The 22286-nt window shown below is 31.2% G+C and carries 24 protein-coding genes; 6 read left to right on the forward strand and 18 right to left on the reverse strand.

Translation table 11 applies throughout. The annotated features are described in order from the left end of the window. Nucleotides 1-29: 29 nt before the first annotated feature. The 11 genes from KFV11_RS00165 to KFV11_RS00215 all read right to left on the reverse strand — a co-directional run bounded on the left by KFV11_RS00165 (nt 30) and on the right by KFV11_RS00215 (nt 5408). Nucleotides 30-413, reverse strand: a complete 384-nt coding sequence (locus tag KFV11_RS00165) for a hypothetical protein (protein ID WP_188017749.1) — start codon at nt 411-413, stop codon at nt 30-32. 354 nt (nt 414-767) lie between these two features. Continuing rightward, nucleotides 768-1109, reverse strand: coding sequence for a hypothetical protein (locus KFV11_RS00170; protein WP_188017750.1), 342 nt, complete (start codon nt 1107-1109; stop codon nt 768-770). Nucleotides 1110-1123: 14 nt separating this feature from the next. Beyond that, the gene (locus tag KFV11_RS00175) at nt 1124-1567 is read right to left on the reverse strand and encodes a hypothetical protein (protein ID WP_188017751.1); all 444 of its coding nucleotides are present in this window, start codon (nt 1565-1567) and stop codon (nt 1124-1126) included. Between the two features lie 22 nt (nt 1568-1589). Then, nucleotides 1590-1874, reverse strand: a complete 285-nt coding sequence (locus tag KFV11_RS00180; RefSeq protein WP_188017752.1) for a hypothetical protein — start codon at nt 1872-1874, stop codon at nt 1590-1592. Nucleotides 1875-1888: 14 nt separating this feature from the next. Then, complete coding sequence (locus KFV11_RS00185) at nt 1889-2113, reverse strand: hypothetical protein (RefSeq protein ID WP_188017753.1); 225 nt, start codon at nt 2111-2113, stop codon at nt 1889-1891. 19 nt (nt 2114-2132) lie between these two features. Continuing rightward, nucleotides 2133-2609, reverse strand: a complete 477-nt coding sequence (locus KFV11_RS00190) for a hypothetical protein (RefSeq protein WP_086041441.1) — start codon at nt 2607-2609, stop codon at nt 2133-2135. Continuing rightward, nucleotides 2578-3492, reverse strand: a complete 915-nt coding sequence (locus KFV11_RS00195) for a helix-turn-helix transcriptional regulator (protein WP_254249990.1) — start codon at nt 3490-3492, stop codon at nt 2578-2580. The genes KFV11_RS00190 and KFV11_RS00195 overlap by 32 nt, the downstream gene beginning before the upstream one ends. Before the next feature lie 179 nt (nt 3493-3671). Beyond that, the gene (locus KFV11_RS00200) at nt 3672-4115 is read right to left on the reverse strand and encodes a JAB domain-containing protein (RefSeq protein WP_188017755.1); all 444 of its coding nucleotides are present in this window, start codon (nt 4113-4115) and stop codon (nt 3672-3674) included. Nucleotides 4116-4137: 22 nt separating this feature from the next. Then, nucleotides 4138-4641, reverse strand: coding sequence for a DUF1643 domain-containing protein (locus KFV11_RS00205; RefSeq protein WP_188017756.1), 504 nt, complete (start codon nt 4639-4641; stop codon nt 4138-4140). Between the two features lie 18 nt (nt 4642-4659). Further along, a complete protein-coding gene (locus KFV11_RS00210) occupies nt 4660-5019 on the reverse strand; it encodes a DUF960 family protein (RefSeq protein ID WP_254249991.1) in 360 nt (119 codons plus the stop codon). Nucleotides 5020-5048: 29 nt separating this feature from the next. Beyond that, the gene (locus tag KFV11_RS00215) at nt 5049-5408 is read right to left on the reverse strand and encodes an SAUGI family uracil-DNA glycosylase inhibitor (RefSeq protein WP_188017758.1); all 360 of its coding nucleotides are present in this window, start codon (nt 5406-5408) and stop codon (nt 5049-5051) included. 470 nt (nt 5409-5878) lie between these two features. Between KFV11_RS00215 and KFV11_RS00220 the strand changes: the two genes are divergently transcribed. Then, complete coding sequence (locus KFV11_RS00220) at nt 5879-6079, forward strand: hypothetical protein (protein WP_254249992.1); 201 nt, start codon at nt 5879-5881, stop codon at nt 6077-6079. A gap of 116 nt (nt 6080-6195) precedes the next feature. On the opposite strand, the gene KFV11_RS00225 is transcribed toward KFV11_RS00220, so the two are convergent. The 5 genes from KFV11_RS00225 to KFV11_RS00245 all read right to left on the reverse strand — a co-directional run bounded on the left by KFV11_RS00225 (nt 6196) and on the right by KFV11_RS00245 (nt 12729). After that, nucleotides 6196-7821 carry a recombinase family protein gene (locus KFV11_RS00225; protein ID WP_188017760.1) on the reverse strand — a complete coding sequence of 542 codons (1626 nt, stop codon included), beginning with the start codon at nt 7819-7821 and terminating at the stop codon, nt 6196-6198. A gap of 2 nt (nt 7822-7823) precedes the next feature. Further along, entirely contained in the window at nt 7824-9191 is a 1368-nt protein-coding gene (locus KFV11_RS00230; protein WP_188017761.1) for a recombinase family protein, read from the reverse strand. 212 nt (nt 9192-9403) lie between these two features. Further along, on the reverse strand, nt 9404-10960 hold the full coding sequence (locus KFV11_RS00235; protein WP_188017762.1) for a DNA primase family protein: 1557 nt from the start codon (nt 10958-10960) through the stop codon (nt 9404-9406). After that, nucleotides 10953-11495: a hypothetical protein gene (locus tag KFV11_RS00240; RefSeq protein ID WP_188017763.1), complete on the reverse strand. Its 543-nt coding sequence runs from the start codon at nt 11493-11495 to the stop codon at nt 10953-10955. The genes KFV11_RS00235 and KFV11_RS00240 overlap by 8 nt, the downstream gene beginning before the upstream one ends. Then, a complete protein-coding gene (locus tag KFV11_RS00245) occupies nt 11482-12729 on the reverse strand; it encodes a DNA polymerase (protein WP_254249993.1) in 1248 nt (415 codons plus the stop codon). Before KFV11_RS00245 ends, KFV11_RS00240 begins: the two co-directional genes overlap by 14 nt. A gap of 381 nt (nt 12730-13110) precedes the next feature. On the opposite strand from KFV11_RS00245, the gene KFV11_RS00250 reads away from it, so the two are divergent. From KFV11_RS00250 to KFV11_RS00265, 4 genes are all read left to right on the forward strand, one after another. After that, a complete protein-coding gene (locus KFV11_RS00250) occupies nt 13111-14280 on the forward strand; it encodes a hypothetical protein (protein WP_188017765.1) in 1170 nt (389 codons plus the stop codon). 108 nt (nt 14281-14388) lie between these two features. Continuing rightward, entirely contained in the window at nt 14389-15618 is a 1230-nt protein-coding gene (locus KFV11_RS00255) for a hypothetical protein (RefSeq protein WP_188017766.1), read from the forward strand. A 55-nt stretch (nt 15619-15673) separates the two neighbouring features. After that, a complete protein-coding gene (locus KFV11_RS00260) occupies nt 15674-16846 on the forward strand; it encodes an AlbA family DNA-binding domain-containing protein (RefSeq protein WP_188017767.1) in 1173 nt (390 codons plus the stop codon). A gap of 370 nt (nt 16847-17216) precedes the next feature. Continuing rightward, nucleotides 17217-17855: a FusC family fusidic acid resistance EF-G-binding protein gene (locus tag KFV11_RS00265; RefSeq protein WP_188017768.1), complete on the forward strand. Its 639-nt coding sequence runs from the start codon at nt 17217-17219 to the stop codon at nt 17853-17855. A gap of 221 nt (nt 17856-18076) precedes the next feature. On the opposite strand, the gene KFV11_RS00270 is transcribed toward KFV11_RS00265, so the two are convergent. Then, complete coding sequence (locus KFV11_RS00270; RefSeq protein ID WP_254249994.1) at nt 18077-18454, reverse strand: BlaI/MecI/CopY family transcriptional regulator; 378 nt, start codon at nt 18452-18454, stop codon at nt 18077-18079. Between the two features lie 16 nt (nt 18455-18470). After that, nucleotides 18471-20174: a M56 family metallopeptidase gene (locus tag KFV11_RS00275; protein WP_188017770.1), complete on the reverse strand. Its 1704-nt coding sequence runs from the start codon at nt 20172-20174 to the stop codon at nt 18471-18473. Between the two features lie 83 nt (nt 20175-20257). Between KFV11_RS00275 and mecB the strand changes: the two genes are divergently transcribed. Continuing rightward, on the forward strand, nt 20258-22282 hold the full coding sequence (gene mecB, locus KFV11_RS00280) for a PBP2a family beta-lactam-resistant peptidoglycan transpeptidase MecB (protein WP_188017771.1): 2025 nt from the start codon (nt 20258-20260) through the stop codon (nt 22280-22282). Nucleotides 22283-22286 lie beyond the last annotated feature (4 nt).

Genomic DNA, 22286 nt, shown 5'->3' on the forward strand with positions numbered 1-22286 from the left:
TTATATTAGGGTATGAAAATATTATATTATTATGAGATATCAATAGTCATTTCGTCTGTAGAAATTGACTGTATTATTATTGAATTATCATCTTTAATAATAGCTGCAAGCCTATCTTCATCAACTAGCTGCTGAATTGTATCGATAGTATCTTGTAACAGCTTAATAACCGCTTCAGGCGACACACGAGTAGACTTCTTCTCATCGAAGCGTTCGTAGGTAATATTTTCTGGATCATCAGCGTTATAGCCCACAATGAAACGAAATCTATTGCTATCATTGAGTATTTTTAATGCTTTATGCAACTCGTTAATATCCTGTTTTCCGATATAACAACTGCCATACTCTTTTAGGTCTTGGTTGAGTTTATAATCGATGTAGATAAGGTCTTTAATTCTATCAGCAAGTATCATAAAGTGCCTCCTGATGATTGATTTTGTCATTACTATTTTATAATGTTATATACTTATTGTGTAAAATTATCCGTAAAATTTAGAGTTTTTACATGTAGTTAAATAAACTAAAAAAAATATAAAATACGCTCATCTCTGTAATTAGAGATGAGCGTATTTATTATTTAACAACTTTATCTTTTTTCTTCCAGCGCGGTGCTAAAAATCCAACATAGATAATTACAAACAGTAAGTATGACCAGAAGAGAATGGTTATAAATGAAAATCCAACCATCACTAATCCTATTTGTATTACGATGAATACGCAAAGGAATTGTAATAATAGTAACTGTATAATTTTAGATGCTGTCATTGTTATTCTCCTATCATATCGTTATAGCGCTCTTGTAATCTGCCGTCTAGTTCACGCATTTCTTTATTACTCATACCGTCTTGACCTGTAAGTAGAGAAATCGTCATGGATCCATACATCATCGGTATCCATAGCAATAGCATCATAACGAATGTTAATGCTAACACTGGGATAGTTTCCATATTTTTTAGTCCGTTAATGAATCCTTTGCTGTATTCAGCAGAATTCTTCTTTAAGTCTTTCTCCTGTGATAACTGTTTTCCTTTTGCATAATATGTTTTTGCTTTTTCGTCTAATTTAGCTTCACGAATTTTGTCCTTAGCAATCTTTTTATAATCTGCCACGGTGTTTCCTCCTGTTAATTTAAGTAGTGTGTTTCCATGTTATATTCATACACTTCATTTCCAAATAATTTTCTGTCGATGATTTGGAATTTTAAATCAGTTGGTCTTTCATTATACTCGTAATCTATTATCCAGAGACTATCAGCATTGCCTGTTACTTGATATTTATTAGCGATTACCTTCTTGTCGTTAAGCGCATGTAACTTTAATTTCTTTCCATCTGCTACCATCGCAAAGTCCTTATAAGGATTAAATTTCCCGGAACCTTTATTAGGTAATATATCTAGTTCGACTTGAACAACATTGTCATAATTACCTGTGTTCTGAATTTTTATCTGTAAGTTTTGAATATTTACTGGTTCAATTTGATTAATTGCAATAGTCTTAGGTAACACGATTTTAAACGCTAAAAATAATGCGATGATTACACCGATAATGATTAGTATTCGTTTCTTCATAATGTTTTAATATCCTTTTCTTTTAGTGCCAACGTTTTGTGTCTTCGTCGTATTTGTAACCTCTGTTTTTTAATAAATTTCTAATCGCAACTTTTTTAGCGCCTTGAGCACTTCTATATTCACTTTGTAATGAGGAGTCAGTCTTGTGTTTAAGTTCTCCTTCAAATTTTTCAATCTCTTTTAGACGTTTATTTACTGCATTCTTACCTTCCTGAAATATACCTACGCCTAAACCTACAACTGCCATTCCTGCACCACGTGCGACTTTACCAGCTATTGAGCCAGCTTTATTTAACAGTTCACTCATAATATTTTCCTCCATTAATATTCATTGATTGAGTATCCTCTATCTTCTAGTGTCTTTTTTATAGGGATATATTCTCGAAAATTTTCATTGTTTTTATGATATTTATACATATCCATAAGTTTTTGGTCTGATAAATTTTTATAATCATTTCCGATAATAATCACGTCATCTCTAAGAGGTTTATCGTTTATTTGTTTTAAAAATGGGATTCTTGCTATTGTTTTTATGATATTAATCATATTTATTTAGCATCCTCCATTAGTTATTGTTTTCTTCTAGCAATTGGAGACATATCTCGTAACATTCTTCTACATGATTTTTGCCTAACGAATACATAGCGGCATAACTGATACCACCAGAAATAGCAGCTCCTGCAAAAGGGATATATTTTGCGACTTGTTTCTGTGTGACTTTCTTAATCCCAATCTTTTTTAGAGTACGAGTTACAAGTTCCTTTGTAAGTACTTTACCTACAAATTGATTACCGATTGAAGTGACGATCACAAGTACTTTTTGTTTCTCATCGGCATCTAGTTCCTCGATTTCTTCGTGTGATAAGCCGAACTTTCTATTTACTTTATTGACTACTTCCATGATTAAACCGACATCTGCAGCTAAATCTACTCCTGGAACAGGAATAGCTGCAATTGCTCCACTTGCTGTAGAACGTTGTTTAACAATCTTCATAGCGGCTTTCTTTGCTTTATTTAATTCCTCTTTGTTCTTTATCTTCATTGTCAATCTCCTTACTTTCATTATTGATTTGTATCTGTTGGTTCATATATACAGCGTTTATTGCCAATATGAAATTGACTAAGGGTTGATACATATAAGAAGGTGAGATTAACATGATATGAGGACTATAGAGTATACAAACTTTCATTACTTCAGGATAAGTCATGTCGAATGTTACAGTGATTTGATTATCAGAAAAGGTTTCTATTGTATCGACTTTATACTGGTGCCTAAGAATATGCCAAACATCTTTTGTCATCTTCAGTACGACTTTTTCGTTGGGAAGGTGTTCTGTGCCTATAATCTGTAAATCTTTAATATCTCTTATAGAAAATTTCAAAGTTCTTTTCTTTAGCCACAACATGTACTGACTATGATTACTCGTTATATTGACAGGTATACCGGTAATTCTTTCTCCTCCATAAAGGAAGCTAATCTTATTTTGGTACTTTATTGCAACCTGGAGTTTAGAGACCGTACTAGTTGGAACGTCATTTATCACTGTAAATTTCTTCAGCTGTTCTAATAAGTACTTTCCGTCATGGTTATAGAACTTGTAGATGATTTGCTTTAATAGTTCGTACATATCTTGCGTAATGACTGTTGAATGACCTTGTAGATGCGTTATAAGTAAAGAGAAGGTGCTGCTATCGAGTACGGATTCTTTTCTTACTAGTCGATACTCATTCGATTTATGTTGATACGTAACTTCCATTCTCTGTTGGTACTCTTCATTATCGAATAGATAATTTCTAATATCGTCTATATCTCGTTGTATTGTCCTTTCATCGACTTCTAACTCATCAGCTAGATTCATCTTGTTAACTCCTTGATTGTTAAGAAGACGAGTATAGATCGTTAGAAGACGTTGTGCTTTGTTCATCAATCCACCCCTTATCGCTGTATCTATATTTTATAAAAATGATTAGACACCTAATGTCACTCTCCAAAAATTTTGTATAGTTTTTACAGATATGGGATGATGAAAAATCTGTTTGTTTATATATGGATGTGACAAATCGTCAATAAAAAAATAAAGGTCAGACACATAATGTCTAACCTTTAGAGATGACCACTTTCTTTTAGTGAAATGAATGAATCATCTGTAAAGATGATATGATCGAGGACATCTATTCCAATCAATTCACCTACTTCATATAGACGTTTTGTAGCTTCGATATCTTCATATGATGGTTGAGGATGACCACTTGGATGATTATGTCCCAGTATGATGTTAGCGGCATTTGATAGTATTGCTGATTTGAATACTTCTCTAGGATGTATGATTGAAGCATTGAGCGAACCTACTGATACCTTTTCGATGTGAGTTGGTTCATTTTTAGTGTTTAGTGAAAGGACAACAAATACTTCTCTGTCAGAGGGACCTACAAATTCTCGCATAATCTTTGCAGCTTTTTCTGGTGATGACACCTTTCGTTCTGGATACCACATGACCTTCTCTTTAACCATTTGTATTGATACGACATTGATTTTCTTTTTATGCATTTTAATAGCTCCTTTTACATTTTTATTTTAGTACCCATTCCTGTCGAGCGATTGGATTAAGTGGGTGTATGTCTTCTGAATTAGTAGGATTGATAAGATGTTTGATTTTCTTTTGATGTGGTTTCAACATCTTCATCACTTCTTCTGCACGAGGGATTACTTTAGGATTCTTTCCATAGGAGCCATAAGCAATAATGATTGTATCTGATTCCTTTGCAGCATCCATGATGTGTATGTCTGTATGTTTGTCGTAGCCATCATCTAAGTGTTTCTTGTTATGTGGAGATTTGATATTCGAGTATAGGTTAACCATATGAATTGTCCCGTATCCAAGCTTTGAAAGTTGATTAAGCGTTAGAAATGTAGTGAGATCTAGATAAAGGGTTCCCTCATTTGCAGGGAACTTAGTGACAATAGTGCATGTTTTCTGGTTGGTATCCCAGGACTTTGTGAGTAGATATCTATGGTTTCCATCTTCGCTGAATACAGCATTCGTTGTAAGTGTATTTGTTATTTTAGTAAACATAGTTAAGCTCCTTTATAGTTAATATTCATCCGGTAGTAACATTACAAAATATTTAAGGTCTACGGTATCTTCTCGGATAACGTAGACCTTTTGTCTTGTGAAAACTTCATTCGATATGAATTTATAGGTATTAGAATATGGTGGTTGTTCCTGTAGATGCTTAATACAAATGACATTATCTTTATCTGTTTTTCTGATGTGAAAGATACTTAAGTAGTCTGGTGTTTCATTATATTTTGCCGCTTCTTCTTCTCTTTTTAGTACGAGCGACCATATGATGTTGATGATACTGCTAGGAATATGTTCATCAATCCCACGTGTGATATACGTCTGGTATTTACTCATTGCGACCATCTCCAAACTTATTGATAATTTCATTGATTACAACAATAGTGACTTGCGCAAACTTAACCCACTGTTTCATTTTGAACACTCTCCTTGTTAGTATCGAGAAGATGTAACTCATCAATAAAAATACTTTTTCCGTCTGTTAAATAGATTAATTTCAACTCTTCCTCTTCGATATAACCCATTGCGATGATCTGTTTGTCATCCTGTACGATAAATGGATAAACATGTTCATCATCTAATGTCATAGAAAAATAGGTAAAGGTATCAACTTCCTTATCTGCACTTAGATCTCCAGATAAATCCTTACTATCAAATATTTCTCCTAAAGTTGTTTCTACATGTTCGAAATACCAGATATCATTTAGATACTTAAAACGCCTTTCTACAAACTTACATAGCTGTTCTGATAAACTCATGAATAATTCCTCCCTGTCTATATTCGATGTGTATGATACATCGAATATATAATATATATTCGAAAGAGAATTAATTACGATTGCTGTATAGTGGTATTGGAATGAAGTGGGGGATTACATAAATAAAAGAGAATAATTTTGATGAATATAGAGTTGAATTTATCGTCTCAAAAATGATACGGTTTTTTTATAGTTGGACGTTGTGATACGCAAGTGCGTCTCATTTATCCTGCTATTTTTTCTACATAATCCAGTTCCCGTTTTCCCGTATTTTTTTGAGTATAAAGTTAAGTATCATTTAAACTTTCATAATGAAATCAGGCTTATTAATAATATATTCAAAAATATTTACGGGATTACGGGAAATACATCATTTAATATTTTAATAAATAATTAATAGAAATTTTACACTATAAGTTAAATTGAAATTGTATAATCAAATTGTATTCATATTACATTAAGAGGAGAGTGTGGAAATGCAACAAGAATCGTTAATGGAAGAAATCTTCAACTCTAATGTTTTAAGTGAAAAGCAAATTAAGATTAATATGTTTCTGTGTTATAAAGCGCTTAAGGAGTCTAGGGATTTCTATGAAGCATTACCTAAGCTTATGGAGTGCAAGGATGCTTTGGTGACTGAGTATTACATTACAAAATCATTGAGTAAGTAAACTTTTCCGTGTTCCCGTAGTATTTCAGATATAGAACGAGTCATTAATTAATTGTATTACGATATTGCTGTAATCAGTAATGTATATAAAAATATTAACGGGATAACGGGAATAGATCATATCTCTAGATATAGTATGTTATTAGACAAAAATAAAGAGGAAGCGCTGAGTAGCGCTTCCTCTGGTTGTTTATCATTGAATACTTCTTTCAATACTTCTGGTGTGATCTTAAGTGTTATAAAGAACTCATATTTCTTGCCAGGTTCTTTGTGCTTACGGAAGTGAATTTCTTCAATGACAGATAAATATAGAGCTTTAAGTTGATGCTTTTCCAAACGTTCTACGTCTTTGAAAATAGCTTTCAGTGCTGTCTTTACTTCATCAACTGATATAGTGGGTATATGTTTGTCTTTAAGCTTTTCAGTGAGTAGTAGTATTTCGTTTTCGATTTTAGTGATGTTATCCTGATATTCATTGATACTATCTTTAAGTACGGGAGCTAAATCAGGCGAAGATGATAAAGCTACAGTTAAGTTGTTTAGCTTTGTTTGTAATTCATTCATTTCAGCTTTTTTGATGTTGATGTTACGATCTATCTGTACGGGTTGTTCTTGGAGTCGTTCATTCGCTCTTGCCACAACTTTTTCTAGAATTTTATCATTATTAATTACTTCGATGACTCTATTCATGACATAAGGTTCGATAAGGTCAGCTCGTACCGAATTTGCTGAACAGACAGCCGCACCTTTATTTTTAAATTGACTACATGAGTAATAACGTATCTTTTTCTTTTCACCCTTAACCGTGTTGACGGTATTGGCTGCAGCATGTGCATGGCCACAGGAACTGCAACGGATTAAGCCAGTTAATACATTCGTCCCTTTGCCATGAACTTGAGGCTTCTTGCTCATTTCTGCCATACGACGTTGAACTTTATCCCACAAATCTTTTTCAATGATTGGTTCGTGCTTACCTTCTGCGATAATAGGATTAGGATTATAGCCTTTACGTCTCTTCTCATTCCAACCAATGTACTGTTGGAACTTGATTTGACCAATATAAAATACATTATTCAAGATATACTTCACACCGGCAATATCGAATGGATTACCTTTCTTTGTTCTAAGACCTTCTTTGTTCAGACCATTCGCAATTGCACGATAACCTTTACCATTGGCATATTCATTGAATATACGTCTAACAATTTCAGCTTCTGATTCATTAATTGCTAAGTGTCTCTTATCATTAGGGATTTTATCATAACCTAACAATTTATTTCCATTATAATAACCATTTTTAGCTCTTTTTTCCAATCCCATTGTTACATTTTCCACTATTTGGTTACGTTCGAATTCTGCCATGCTGGAAATGATTTGTAGCATTAATTTTCCCGCCGCTGATGTCGTATCAAATTTTTCCGAATAACTTAAAAATTCAACATTATTTTTCTGATATTCTTCTACCATTTTTAATAAGTCAGATGTATTACGAGCTAATCGATTTGTTTTAAAAACTGCGATAACTTGAAATTTTCCTTGACGTGCATCCTCATTCATCTGTAATAATGCAGGACGGTCCATATTTTTACCACTGATTCCTCTGTCTACATATATGTCATAAACATCATAACCATTTTGTTTACAAACATCCTTCAGCAATGCAATTTGTCCATCAATACTAAATCCTTCTTCTGCTTGAGCTACTGTCGAAACCCTTGCGTAAATCGCTGCTTTTTTATTCATGATTATACCTCCATTTTCAATTTTTCAGTACTGTTGTCCTGAGTTACTGCTACTAAGTTGACAGGATAATCTTTTATATAAACCGCTTTAAGCTCTCTTTGTTCGTTGATAACAATTTGCTCTATATATGGTTTAATTTCTTCGAGTGTTAAACGTTTACTCACTTTATTCAAGATAGGTGTTAACTTAGTGTTATCGATATTAGGAATTGTTTTGATATTTTTTGTTTTTTGATTAACCTGTTCAGCAAAATCAACTGCACTGATTTTACCTTCTGCTAACTGCTCAACAAGTTTTGTTCTTAATCTTTCACTATTCGACTGCATTTTAATTTGATCCTTACGTATGCGGTTTATTGCCTGCATAATGTGTTTGTATGTCTGGTTAATCATAATGAAGTTTCGTACGGTCTGAAGTACATCATCTTCAATATCCTTACCATTAATAGATACGAAGGGACAATAATTCATTGAACTTTTCTTATGATTTCTGCATACATAGTAGTAATGAGTCTTATCGTTTCGTTTAACCTGATGAGTAGTCAATGTACTTCCACAACAAGGACACTTTAAGAACTTCTTTAACTGACTTTTCGTCTGATGAGTTGCTATTCTTTTACGATTTCTTATGCTAGCCGCTTCGTTAAATGTGGTTTGGCTGATAATTGGTCTATATAGCCCGTTTAATTCAATTCCGTAAGGTGTCTTCATCACACCTGTATAGGACGTGTTTAGTAATATATTGCGTACTTGATATTCTGGTACTAGGGTACCGCTTTGTTGCAATTCTTTGCTGATTGCTTTGTATCCTTTACCTTGAATGTAACGCTCGTAAATGAACTTAACTGTCTTAGCTTCATCTTCATGGATGATGTATCTTCCATCTTTATAAATATAGCCGAAGGGGGCATTTGTACTGATCATCTGTCCCTCACGAACTTTTTGTAAGTTACCGTTCCTCACAAATGTAGATATGTTGTCTAATTCCATTTCAGCAAGTGCTGAGATAACCTGTAATTTGAATCGATCGAATGCTTTCGACAAATCAAAGATACCATCTGAAACGCTTATGACTTTAATACGCTTGTTTTGACATACATCTAGGAATTCTAGCGTATGTTTTAAGTTTCTTCCGATGCGGTTCAGTCGGTAAACCAGTACGGTCGTTACTTCGGAATCATCCTGTAGTTGTCTTAGCATTGTTTGATACTGTGTTCGTTTATCATTGCTGCCGGAACCTGTATCCGAATAGAAATATATATCATCAACAGATATACCTTCCCGTACTGCCAAATGAATAATAGCATCCTTCTGTGCTTCTAATGATTGTTGTTTTTTAGTACTGACACGTGTGTATGCGAGTACCTTCATTTTAATCACCTCCAAAGTGATAATATAATCTTAAAATGGATTTAGATGATTGAAATATAAAGCCTAACGAATTCTCGTTAGGCTAAAGTATTTAGTCACGTTCCAGTTCTTCGAGAACAAGTGTCGTGAGTAATTCAATCAATTCCTCCATGTGTGAATCTGACCTCTCTTTCGATTAGTGATCTTAAAATAATGCCCCATCTGCACTAAAGTCACTTATATTTTAAACCTTTAATAACACCGGTACCGCCCGATTTATCTTTGCTATAATGCATGTTTTTTGAAGAAAGAACACGATCGAATTCACGCCAAAAAACTTTAGGAGAACTTAACTGAGTGATATTGATGTTTTTGGATAGTCCCCATATTTTAAAAGTATTTATCATATCTTTGGCTCGTATTCTGTGTGTCATACTTTCGTCCACATCAAGTCTACATTCTACAAAATATGTCATGATATCTTTCTTACCTAAATATGCATTGTGCATTTTCTTCATTTCAGCAGATATCGTAAATTTGTATTGATTTTTATGAAGTCTTTTTAATCCTTCTAAAGCCCAATTTAATATGCCGCTAAGCTCGTCATTTAGCTTTTGAGGAAGATTCTTATCCCGTTTCTCAATCGGTATTGTATTTAAAAAGGGTAAAATCAAAAGGCGTCTTGAGAATCCCACGCTACGATCTGTTAATTGAGGTAATTCGTTTAACAAGAATATGAGTTTTGCCGTCAAAATCATATCGACTTCGCTCCTATTTTTACGATTTACCGTGATTTTTTCTCCCGCTGTGATTGCTTTTAATTTTGATGTATTGAAAGCACTACTGCCACTTTCAGTTGAAATGTTTACTTTTTTGCCGACAATAGGTTCCAGTCCAAATTCACTGTTTAAATTGCTTAAAGAGGCAGCCGAACAATTAATAGGCGTGACAAGCTTTGATAAAATATCAAAAAACGTCGATTTTCCCTCTCCGCCACTACTGTACACCAACAAGAAAGCATTGGATTTAAACGAACCGGATAGACAATAACCAAACCACTCTTGGACAAAAAGTTTCGTGTTTGCATCAGTGAACCATTTATCCAAGGCATTCATAAAAATCGGACAGGATGCATCAGGGTCGTACATTACTTCTGATGAAATGGTGCTGAAAAATGATGGAGAGTGGGAAGTTATTTCGTTAGTTTTATAGTCTAGTGTCGCATTTTTAAATGGAAAACCTTTTGTATTTAAATCGGCTTGTGACACTATAGGTAACTTTTTATCCACTTCTTTTAATATTAGATCTTGCAAGTTTGAAGACCATTTGATACCTAATGTAGATTGGACCATTTCATATATAAATCGTTCTAAAACAAGCGTGTCGGTATTCCAAAACCCAAGTGCGTAATTGTACATCATAACTGATTTTGTTTCAGGAATGTATGAAAGTTTAAATAACTTTCGTATAAACTTTGCAGCTTTTGCAGAGTCTATTTTTATTTGTTGACTTTTAGGTGTTGTAAAGGTCAATTTATTTGTTAAAACGTGAATTATTTCGTTATTCAAATATTGACCTACATCAGGAAGAATATTTCTTCCTTTCATGAATGCTTGGAAACTTCGAGGTTGGTATAAGTTATTTTTGAAAGCCCTGTCAGCATCGTCCACATTCAATTTTGATAAAGCAGAAACCAAATCGGTTTCTGCCTTTATCATTTCATACGCTTTTTCTTGATTGATATAAGGCATAATTAGAGCAAAATTTTCTTCGTTAAATATGTTAATCATTTTCTTGTCCCTCCCATGGATTACCGTAGAACTCTGGGTTTTCAACCACATCAGCATCAGTTTGATGAAATTCAGTTTGATGCTGTTGATTGAAGTCATTATGATTATTAAATTGAATGTTTTGTGCTGCTTGTTGATTGTTTAACACATGTTGTTGTAATTGTTGTTGTGCAACTCCAGATGGGACATTGAACTGCCAACTGTTGAGTGAATCATGATTTTTTTTGCTCACATAATGATTAGCGTGACCTGTTATACCTATAAGCTGATAAGGGTAGTCAAAGCCATCTGAATGTATTACTTCACAGTACTCATCTACAAATTCATTAAAACTAATGTTTTTTTGATCTATAAACATAGTGTAATTCGGTAGGCGGTGGATCTTTCCATTTTTTTCAGTAAGCGTAAGGTCAAAGTTGTAAACATCATATTGTACGTTATTTGCCATAAAGGAATTATGCTGTACATTATGAATTTCGAACCCTACGTGCCCTAAATTGGTTTTGTTAAAGAATTTTTTGTTAAATTTTGCCATTGTATTTTTCCTCCATTGTTTCGATTTTTAAAAATCCCTGCACTGGGAAATTCGGATGATCTTTTATTAATATTTTTGTGAATTGTTTTTTTAATTGTTTTTTCCATATTGTTTCATTTGAATTAGGTACTTGGACCCAAACTTCATCATGTATTAAATTGATAACTTCTAATTTCTGTCTATCGCAAGTAATCGCAAGTAACTTTAAAGCTGATGCAATCATTGATTGAAATGCAAAATTTTTCTTCTGTGGACCTGACATAGTGACTAAAGGGTAGATAGGGCCATAAAATGTATCCACCCATTCCCTTTTCACAGTTTGCTCAAAGTACGTTTCTAAAAAACTGTACCTTTCGTAAATGAACTGTTTCAGTCTTTTGACATCATATACAGTTGCACAAACGCCGTTCTTCACAAGGATATTGCACAAAGTTGTATCACCTGCACCATATAACATTGCAAATATGAACCTTTTAGCAGCCTTACGTAATTCGTCGTTATTCAGCGGTTGATTACAAACTTTCTTAATCATGGATCCGATGACGGAATGAACATCAACACCCTCCGTTAAATCCTTAAGTAGCTGTTTGTCTTGTGACAAATAACCGACACAACGTAGTTCAGCGTTATTAAAGTCGATTGACCAAATTGTAGTGTCTTCTTTCGATGGTACGACATATGTTTTCATCGTGTTAGGGAGTGAAGTCAGATTTAGGTTGGTTGCAGTTACACGTCCACTATAGGATGTGTAACTAGACCAATGACCACTAATCTCAATGCGTCCCTCATCATTATTCAGCAATGGTATTAGCTTCCAATACCATTGCTTATGAAAGATGTTGGTTTTAACTAAAGACAAAAGAACCTTGTATGATGGATGAATGTGCTTGTTGTCTTTAAGGTACTTAAGATCAGTTGAGACCTTAAGCCCTTCATTTTCTATCTGACATTTCAGCAAATTCATCAAATCATCAGAACTTAACGAAGGAGAAATGCCGATATCTGAACAAAGTTGATTGATTTTGATGTTGAACGTATGTTGCTGATAATCTAACCAATCACGATGTATACAGATTTTAGTGTTATTCAATCTCTTAAGTACAGTCCTGTTGAATTCATTTTCAAGGTCTTCTAATGCTTTGAACGTTGGATTCACTTCGGTCAAAGCATTTTTGTATTGAAGCAAATCTGCTTGCTTAATGCCTTTTGGTACCATGTAAATGTGCTGCAGCATGTAATCACCTCATGTGTTTAGTTGTCAAAGTGCATTAAATTAATGATTTCACCATTAGATTTCATGCAAAATCATATACTGTTGTAATACAACAACATTAAAAGTGGTTATGTTTTAGCTAATAAACATTGAATTAATATCGACTTCATTAATTTGTAAATATACGTTAATACTAAATCTCTTACTATTGACAATTGCCTCACCTCCCAATAACCTTTAACTAGTTATAAATTTGATAATATGCTAGTAGAAATAAATCAAGAAAAATACGTGTTGTCGTATTCTACTGTTACTAATTTATCAAGATTAGACTCTTTTACTCTATGGAGTATAATAGAGCGGTTTTTTGTACATGTTTAATATTATTTTGAGGTGATGGATATGGACTTTGCTGATTATTACTTTGATCGCGATTATAAAGAAGTTTTAAGTGAGATTGAACTTATCATGTTTTTAAACCAATTAAGGAGTCAATGGAGGAAGATAAGTAGGAAACAGTTTATGGATAAATATAGTATTTTTGAAGAAGTTGAAATTGAAGAATTAGTAGAGTTTGCAAAGGAAGCAGACATAAAAAAATTTAATACCCATATCAACAATTTAAATTTAGCTAGTAAGCTAAAAGCCATAGAAAGTAGCAAACAAAAATTTTTGAATGATCCGATAATTAACGAATACCAACTCAAATCATTAATGGCATTAAAATTGTCTAGATCAGATTTAAGCTACACTATTACATCAACTAAGAGAATCAATGAACTAAACAAGTATCAAAAAAAATTAACATACAAAATAAATGCTCTGAAAAATAGTGACATAATAACTACTTCTAACATAAAGAAACTTATTAACGAAAAGATTGCGATGAATTATCAAGAATCACATGATATATATAGTTATTATTATGAAGAAGCAATGATGTACCCAAACATTGTTGATAAAGTTGAAAGTATCCTACAAATTCAAGAAGACAATGGATTTATACTTTTTACAGAGTTTTGTAAATTTATAAGGAAAAGCATAGATTTTAATTCTAGGCTTCCCTATAAGAAAAGACTAAGTAAGAATGAGAGAGAAATACTATTCAAGAAGTTAAAAATTGAATTAATGGAAGTCCCTCTTCCAATAGCTAGAATTCAATTAATTAGACGTATGAATGAATATTTCGATATTTCTAATCATAAAACTATAGATGAATTTATTGAGAGAGTGTTATCTGAAATCAACAAGATTACTAAAAATATTATAGATATGATTGAGGAAACAGAATCAGAACTAGAAGTAATATTGGTAGAGTCGTTGGCAGTTTATTTATTAGAGAACTACTTAAGACTAAAGCCACAATATATATTTAATATAGAGGGACCATTGCGATTTAAGGACAGTATTTATAATGACATGCTGGCAGTAATGATTGAATATGAATATAAAACGATTAGTCCCTTAATACAACAAACTTCTTATATAGATGATGATTTTAAAAGTGTTGATGTAATAACTTTTGATAATATCAATAAAAAAACAGAAGTACGTATTATTGAAAATATATAAACAGTAAAAATAATTATCGAGTCGAACTGCATTTTATTGCTGTTCGACTTTTTATATATTCCCATGATACATTTATTGTAATACTACAGTGTGTTAGGGGTGTCGAATATGGAAATGATGCGCTTTGATATATATAAAGAGCTATGGACAAAATCACGTACGGCGTTTGCTGAGGAACATAATATCGAGTTTACTAACCTGAAGAAAGTCATAGAGTTACATAATATTCCATTACCTGATTCTAAGTATTTATATGATTACAGAAGAGGTGTTATTGGTACACTAACCCCTATAGAAGGTGAAGATTATATAATTAAGATAGATGAGAAACTCAGTGAAAAAACTAAGATAACAAATAAGTGGTCATACTTTGATGATGATAAAATAGAAGAGATTTATAATGTATACATGGACTTGAAAATACCAGACAAGGTTAAGCGTCATCATAAAATCATTACTAAACATAAAGACTACCTGACATCTGAAAGAAGAAGAAAAAGGGAAGCGGAAATGAATCCTTGGGGTCATAGTTATTACCGTTCCGAATCAATGAAAGTTTTGAATGCCTCTCATATTTCAAAAGAAGCATTACCTGATTTTTATAAACTTTGTGATACTTTATTTAGAGCGATCGAAAGCTTAAAATTTAAGGTTAGTGTTGATGAAGAATATATAAATTTTCAAATACATCGTAAAGACAAACAAGTAAAGAAAAACGATATAATGTTCGAAAAAATGAATGTGTTCCAAATAAAATTAAAATTTAAAGAAAAGACAAAAAGGGTCAAAAGAGATGATGATCGATATTCTAGCTATGATTATATCAATACGGGTTATTTCAAAGCGGAACTCATTGGAGTATATCCATGGAGTAATAATGTTCATGGAATAAATAGAGAGTATCCTGGTACAGATGACCATGACACCTTACTTAAGAAGATTTTTGAGAGAATTTTTGAATTACCTCAATTATTGCATGATGCAGAGATTGAATATATCGAAAAGCAGAACGAGGAAGAGCGTAAACGTAAAGAAGCTGAACAATTAAGAAAAAGTAGGGAAGCTGAATTTAATAATATCAAATCACTAATCAGTGAGTACAAGTTACACAAAGAAATAAAGGCATTGTCCGAGTATATTAAGGAATATAAGTTAAAGAATGCAACAATGGAAGAGATGATGTGGTATAAAGAGACGCTAGCTTGGTTGAAAGATGCTGATAAGGTTGATAAATCATTAGGTGATAGAAACCATGAACAAATAGTAAAGTATTTATTAAATGAAATGAAAGAAAACGATGTTGATTTCTATGATCCATCTAAGTATAGACGGTGGTGATTAAAGGTACAAAAACTTAGAGCAATATATTGATAATGCAAAGGGGACAAAAAAGATGAATGTACAGGAAATATGGGATAACAAATTATCTGAAGGACAGCAGTTAGAATACAAAGAATACAGTTTTAATAATGGCAAATTTAAAGATTTAAGTGACAATCATAAAACCAAATTGATGCAAATTATTAGTTCTTTTGCCAATACCGAAGGTGGAACAATAGTATTAGGTATTGGTGAAGATGAGGATCATAATCCAAGCAGAATAAATGATGTTGGAATTTCAAAAGACGGATTTGAGGTGTGGGAACAGTCTTTTAGACAGTTACTATCGAGTAAAATCAAGCCAGTTGTACATGGTGTCAAATGTACTCATGACACGATTGAAGATAAAAATGTAATACAAATTGATGTACCAATGAGTCTCAATAAACCTCACGCAGTTAATAACGGTAGTAAAGACGAACTATTTATTCGATATGGAAATCTAACAATTCCAATGTCGTATCAGGACATGAAGAATGCATTTGAAAATAAATCTTATATTGAAAACAAGATTAATGACTTTAAAAATGAAAGAATTAGTATGTTACTAGCTGGAGAAATTATAGATGGTTTAGAGGGACAGTCAGCTATGGTTATTCATCTCATACCAGAGATAGGTATGAAGGGAAATAATTACGTAAATATACGAGAAGCGGCTAATAATAGAAGAATTAAACTATTTAGTCCACCAGATATGGTAGGTCAATATACATATAATATGGATGGTTTGATGACTGCATATCATTCTTATGAAGAAAATTTAAATGGTTACACTCAGCTATTTCATAATGGAAGTTTAGAAGTTGTAGAGTCAAGGATGATGAACTATAAACCACAGTATGCGAAAGAAAGAGGAATTTATGATTGGAAGAAATTTGAGAAATTACTTTTTGATAACCTTATTGAGTATATTCAAATTGTTGAGGCCCTACATGTTTCAAAACCATTTCATATATTTGTTACATTAATAAATATAAAAAATAAAAGAGGTATTGGTGATTTTGACTTAAATCCTGGTGAACGATTCCAGAGACCAGTAGTTAAATCTTTACCTGCTTATGTAACTGATGACATTGATAACGCCGATGCGTTATATCCATTAATGTCGAGTCTTGCAAATGCATTTGGGTTTAAGAGTTCAGGTATTTATACAGAGGAAGGTATGTTAATAGATAAAAATTATTAAAATGAATCTTTTTTGGAGGAAACTTATTATGAGTAACTATATATTTCAACAATACCAAAGCAAAGAGAACGTCATTACAGCTAACTTCATATTTTTTTATAAGTAATATAAGAAGGATTTCTGAAAGAGCAGTTACTGAATATATTATAAGTATAAATATGTCACTAGATATTTTAAGGGGTATTTATTCACTTTTATAAAATCATCTGCTAAGATATTATTGAAGATTTTTATAGGGGCTGATTATAATGCGACATATAAATATGTCATACATCATACGCTGTAGTACTCTTACCCAAAGATAAGAAGTACTTAGTAATAAAGAGCATTCATTTTACAAAGTACTTCAACAAAAATGGAGGAATATGAAATGAATAAAATAGAAGTGTATAAGTTTGTTAAAGTAAAGCAGTTAGTATATCAATTGATTAATTTATATCGTACAAACGATATAAATTCCAATAAAACACAAAAAGATCTTTTACTAAATGAAATTAATGATATCTTTAAAGAAAAAGATATTGATATCTCGGACTTTATTACATCGATTGACGATGTAAAATTAACTAAGAAAAAAGCAGAACATCTTTTAAATGAATTAAAAGTGTACATCCAAGATTTTGAAATACCTTCATCAAGTCAACTGGAGAAAATTTTTCGTAAAGTAAAAAAATTAAAGACACCAGATATAAATTTAATTGATACAAAAGAAATTTCATATTTAGGATGGAATGATAATTCTTCTAACCGAAAATATATCGTTTATAAAAATTTAGATGATAAATTCGAAGGTATATATGGCGAAATTTCACCAAATAAAGTAAAAGGATTCTGTAAAATTTGTAAGCAGGAATCTGATATATCACTCTTTCTCAATAAAACTAAACATAATAAGAGTGATGGAACATATACTAAAAAAGGAGATTACATTTGTTATGACAGTTTTAAATGTAATCAGAACCTAGATGATATAAATAATCTTTACGAATTTATTTTTAAAACAAAATAGTTCTAAGCAACCCTAATCTTTAGAAATTATGATTAGGATTTCTACATTTATTTGCCATACTTTTGATATTTACAAGCTGTCAAATAAATGTAAAATCTCTCTTATAAATAAAATAAAAAAATAAAGGAAATGCATGAATTTAAATTGATACATTTAAAAAGCCTATTATATTAAATTTCATTAGTGAATTGATATAATTGGCTTTTAAATTTTTGTAATAATTATTTTTCTATTTTATCAAGTAATTTTTTTAAATCCTTTATTTCTTCATCAGTCAATTCTTCAGGTGTACCAAAGTTCATTACAAGACTACTAAGGGTGCCATCGTAAAGTTTATTTAAGAATGATTTTGTAGAATGATTTTTATAAATATCTTCATCTATAATCGGTGCATACATGTAGACATTTTGTTTTCTTTTTTTTGATAGAAAATCTTTATCAACAAGTCTTCCGATTAAAGTTCGAATTGTTTTGGGACTCCATTCATTATCATTAAGTACCAGATCAATAACTTGTTTAGCACTCAATGCCTCATTACTTTTCCAAATAACTTGCATTATTATAAATTCACTAGAAGGTAATTCTTTTATTTTATTCATAGATTTATACATCCTTTTAATAAAAGTGATTTGTTTTGATAATTTTTTCAGAAATCTTTTTAGCTTTTTCACCATTTGCCTCATCATTTTTTTTGATTAATGTTGCAAATACATATGGTTCCTGATCTTGTTCAAAACCACCTACATACCAGCCTTTTATCTCATGTTTATTAATAATAGCAGTACCAGTTTTTCCCCACATCTTATAGTTATTTTTAGAAGTATATAGAGAATTTTTTACTAAATCAGTATATTTTGTTTTAAATAATGAATCGTTGATATAGAATCGCTTCAATATCATAGTTTGTTCTAATGGAGAAATTTTTAAGTTAGACTCTAACCAGTACGGCCTATTTAAAGATGATTCAATATTGCTATTCCCATAATTTAATTCAGATAAATAATGTGATAAATCTTTCTTATCAATATAATTATCTAATGTTTCGAAGTACCAATTTACCGAATATCTTAATGCTGTATCGAGGTTTTGATTTCTATTCCATACCTTAAAAGGTGTTTTCTTTCCGTTCCAAAGTAATTTATTTTGATTTATGGATATTGTTTTATTGTTAAGGTGAAAAATACTGCTAATCAGTTTATAAGTTGAATCAGGAGATGTTCTTTCTAACGCTATATTTTTGTTATAGATATAAAATTTATCACGTTTAATGTTGTATACAACAATACTTCCTTCATATCCAGAAAAATATTTTTGTAAATTAACATTCTTATAATTTAATGATTTTAGATTGACCTCAGAGTAACTAGAATTTGATATATTCTCATATGCCATTAAAGGCTTTATTGTTATGAGTATTAGCAATGTAGAACTTATAAAAAGAATTCGTACTTTATTAGAAACGGATATATAATCATTTCTACTTATAAAAGCTATTCGTTTTTTTAAAAATTTAGTGGGTGAACCAAAGTTCAATATAAAGTGTTCTTTTTTACTGTTTATAAGACTGATTTTCAATAATGTCATGCCATAGATTTTTCTTTCAGCTTTTGATGAACTTTTAATCACTTCCATGTCACAAGCTGTTTCTAAATCATTTACTACATTTTTCGATATGAAATGAGCAAAAGGATTAAACCAAAAAACAATTTTATTGATAATAAAAAGATAATTTTTAAAAATATCTTTTCTTCGTATATGAGTAATTTCATGTTTAATAATTGCATCTATTTCCTTGCTGTCTAATTCCTTATGTAATTTTGCAGGTATAAATATTGCGTGCTTACCAATCCAGCATGTAAAAGGTGTGGTTATTTCTTGAGAAATGTATATATTGTAATCATATTTGCAAGAATAATTTAATAATAGCTTAGAATTGTTAACTATTTTTATAAGCTTTGATATCAACATTAAATAGTAAAGAAAGTATATAAAAATACCAATAAACCAAAAATAATTAACTAACTCTTGAAAATTATAATTTATGTTGGATATTGAAACCGCTAAATCTTTCGTATCTATTTTCCTGATAGGAACTGGAAGTGGATTTAAGTTTTTACCGATCGGTTCAATAAGTAATTCTACATTTTTAAAGGGGGAAAAATTAAATTGTATTAAAGGTATAAATGTACTTAACAGTACAATAACCCAAGGAAATATTTTATAATCTACTCTTTTATATTTATACAGTAATAATTTATATATTTTAGCGAGAGTATAAGATAGCCCGCTTATTATTATACTAACAATTATAAAGTTCATTAGACACCTCCAATATAATTATAACATATTTTGACTGATGATTACATTTGTGATATATTACAAATGTAATCAAGGAGGTTGGTATGAAAAATAAAGCTTTAGCAATTTTAATTATATGTATTTGCCTTTTAATAACATATAATTTTGTGAAAAAAGATGAAGTTGATAAAATATTTGATGCTATTGAATTAAGGGATTCGGAATATCTAAATGAACATGCGACATTCTTATCTAAAAGTCTTTACGACAAAAATCAGAGATATAAAAGAATGGATAAGATTGATGCTTCTCTTGGTATTAAAGAAGTGAAAGTTAGTAATGTACGACTAGTGCAAAAGAAAAAAAATAAACGTCAATATAGTGCAAAATTAAATTTTAGAACTAAATATGGTAATTTTTCTAGAGAAGGGAACTATTCTTTTGAAAAGGATGAAATAACAAAAAATTGGCTTTTGGATTGGTCACCTGAGGTTATAATACCGGGATTGAATGATAGAAATCAAATCAGTATAGAAACCTTGGAATCTTTCAGAGGAAAAATACTAGACAGAAACGGGATTGCTATAGCGAAAGACGGAATTCATTACGAAGTTGGAATAGATATTAAAAATTTAAATAAAAAAAATAAGAAAAATATTTCAAAATTGTTATCAATAAGTGAATCGACACTAAATAAAAAATTAAAACAACCATGGGTAAAAGAAGGTGTTTTTGTACCTTTAAAATCGTACATAGAGTTGGATGATGAACTTAAATTGGGTATCCAAAAATATCATTTGACGGTTAATCAAACAAAAGGTAGGGTTTATCCATTAAGAGAAGCAACAGTACATCTATTAGGATATGTTGGAGAAATTAATGCTGAAGAATTAAAGAATAAAAAGTTTAAGAATTATGATGAACACTCAATCGTAGGAAAAAGTGGTATCGAACTACAATATGATAAACAATTGCAAAATAAAGATGGTTATAAAGTTGTCATAACTAGTGATGATGCATTAAATAATGATGAAGATGTCTTGTTAGAAAAGAAACCAAAAAATGGACAGGACATTATATTAACAATTGATAGCAAAGTACAAAGAAGTGTATATAGTCAATTAAAAGAAGATAATGGTTCAGGAGTAGCCATGAATCCTAAAACTGGTGAATTATTAGCTTTAGTTAGTTATCCTGCATATGACCCCTATGAGTTTATGTTCGGCATTTCCGACGAAAACTACAAAAAGATAGTTAATGATAAGAAAGAGCCCCTGTTAAATAAATTTCAGACAACCTCTTCCCCAGGATCTACTCAGAAATTAATAACATCTATCATAGGATTGAAAAATGGGACTATAGACGCATCAACCAGTTACAACATAGTAACTAAGGGATGGCAGAGAAATTCTTCATGGGGAGGATATGAAGTTACAAGGTTTGAGGAAGTTAATGGAGATATTGATTTAGAAAAAGCGATAGCACATTCTGATAATATATTTTTTGCAAGAGCTACCCTCGATATGGGTTCCGAAAAATTTATTAAGGGCATGAAAGCTTTAGACATTGGGAGAAATATTCCTTCTGATTATTATTTTCAAAAAGGACAAATTGCAAATCCAGAAAGTTTAAAAAATAATTTTAAAAATGAAATATTACTAGCTGATTCAGGATATGGCCAGGGAGAAATACTTATAAGTCCAGTACAAATATTATCTATTTATAGTGCTTTAATTAATGAAGGTAAAATGATGAAACCTAAATTATTTGAAACAACAAAAGAAGACATTTGGAAAAATCATATTATTTCAAAAGATGACATAGATATATTAACAAGAAGCATGAGAAAAGTAGTTACTGGAACACATAGATTGGATGCAGAAAGAAATTATGCACAGTTTGCTGGAAAAACTGGCACTGCAGAATTGAAAACCTCTAGAGAAGAGGGGTTAGGAGCTCAAATCGGTTGGTTTGTTGGATATGATCAAAATAATCCCAATATGATGTTAGGTATAAGTGTGAAGAATGTAGAGAATAAAGGTATGTCTAGTTATAATGCAAGAAAGTTTGCCGAGATAATGGATGAATTATATGAAAATGGAACTAAAAAATATGAAATAGATAGGTGATATA

Origin of the sequence: Macrococcus equipercicus, from assembly GCF_024205945.1 — a bacterium.
In the GTDB taxonomy this organism is placed as follows: domain Bacteria; phylum Bacillota; class Bacilli; order Staphylococcales; family Staphylococcaceae; genus Macrococcus; species Macrococcus equipercicus.

Bases quoted from the DNA above. Each gene is read 5' to 3' on its own strand.
- KFV11_RS00215 (WP_188017758.1), bottom strand. From the start codon at position 5,408: ATGAGTTTATCAGAACAGCTATGTAAGTTTGTAGAAAGGCGTTTTAAG.
- KFV11_RS00240 (WP_188017763.1), bottom strand. From the start codon at position 11,495: ATGGCAAAATTTAACAAAAAATTCTTTAACAAAACCAATTTAGGGCAC.
- KFV11_RS00195 (WP_254249990.1), bottom strand. From the start codon at position 3,492: ATGAACAAAGCACAACGTCTTCTAACGATCTATACTCGTCTTCTTAAC.
- KFV11_RS00225 (WP_188017760.1), bottom strand. From the start codon at position 7,821: ATGAATAAAAAAGCAGCGATTTACGCAAGGGTTTCGACAGTAGCTCAA.
- KFV11_RS00265 (WP_188017768.1), top strand. From the start codon at position 17,217: ATGAATAAAATAGAAGTGTATAAGTTTGTTAAAGTAAAGCAGTTAGTA.
- KFV11_RS00185 (WP_188017753.1), bottom strand. From the start codon at position 2,113: ATGATTAATATCATAAAAACAATAGCAAGAATCCCATTTTTAAAACAA.
- KFV11_RS00275 (WP_188017770.1), bottom strand. From the start codon at position 20,174: ATGAACTTTATAATTGTTAGTATAATAATAAGCGGGCTATCTTATACT.
- KFV11_RS00260 (WP_188017767.1), top strand. From the start codon at position 15,674: ATGAATGTACAGGAAATATGGGATAACAAATTATCTGAAGGACAGCAG.
- KFV11_RS00180 (WP_188017752.1), bottom strand. From the start codon at position 1,874: ATGAGTGAACTGTTAAATAAAGCTGGCTCAATAGCTGGTAAAGTCGCA.
- mecB (WP_188017771.1), top strand. From the start codon at position 20,258: ATGAAAAATAAAGCTTTAGCAATTTTAATTATATGTATTTGCCTTTTA.
- KFV11_RS00175 (WP_188017751.1), bottom strand. From the start codon at position 1,567: ATGAAGAAACGAATACTAATCATTATCGGTGTAATCATCGCATTATTT.
- KFV11_RS00210 (WP_254249991.1), bottom strand. From the start codon at position 5,019: ATGAAATTATCAATAAGTTTGGAGATGGTCGCAATGAGTAAATACCAG.
- KFV11_RS00245 (WP_254249993.1), bottom strand. From the start codon at position 12,729: ATGCTGCAGCACATTTACATGGTACCAAAAGGCATTAAGCAAGCAGAT.
- KFV11_RS00200 (WP_188017755.1), bottom strand. From the start codon at position 4,115: ATGCATAAAAAGAAAATCAATGTCGTATCAATACAAATGGTTAAAGAG.
- KFV11_RS00205 (WP_188017756.1), bottom strand. From the start codon at position 4,641: ATGTTTACTAAAATAACAAATACACTTACAACGAATGCTGTATTCAGC.
- KFV11_RS00250 (WP_188017765.1), top strand. From the start codon at position 13,111: ATGGACTTTGCTGATTATTACTTTGATCGCGATTATAAAGAAGTTTTA.
- KFV11_RS00255 (WP_188017766.1), top strand. From the start codon at position 14,389: ATGGAAATGATGCGCTTTGATATATATAAAGAGCTATGGACAAAATCA.
- KFV11_RS00235 (WP_188017762.1), bottom strand. From the start codon at position 10,960: ATGATTAACATATTTAACGAAGAAAATTTTGCTCTAATTATGCCTTAT.
- KFV11_RS00165 (WP_188017749.1), bottom strand. From the start codon at position 413: ATGATACTTGCTGATAGAATTAAAGACCTTATCTACATCGATTATAAA.
- KFV11_RS00230 (WP_188017761.1), bottom strand. From the start codon at position 9,191: ATGAAGGTACTCGCATACACACGTGTCAGTACTAAAAAACAACAATCA.
- KFV11_RS00270 (WP_254249994.1), bottom strand. From the start codon at position 18,454: ATGAATAAAATAAAAGAATTACCTTCTAGTGAATTTATAATAATGCAA.
- KFV11_RS00190 (WP_086041441.1), bottom strand. From the start codon at position 2,609: ATGAAGATAAAGAACAAAGAGGAATTAAATAAAGCAAAGAAAGCCGCT.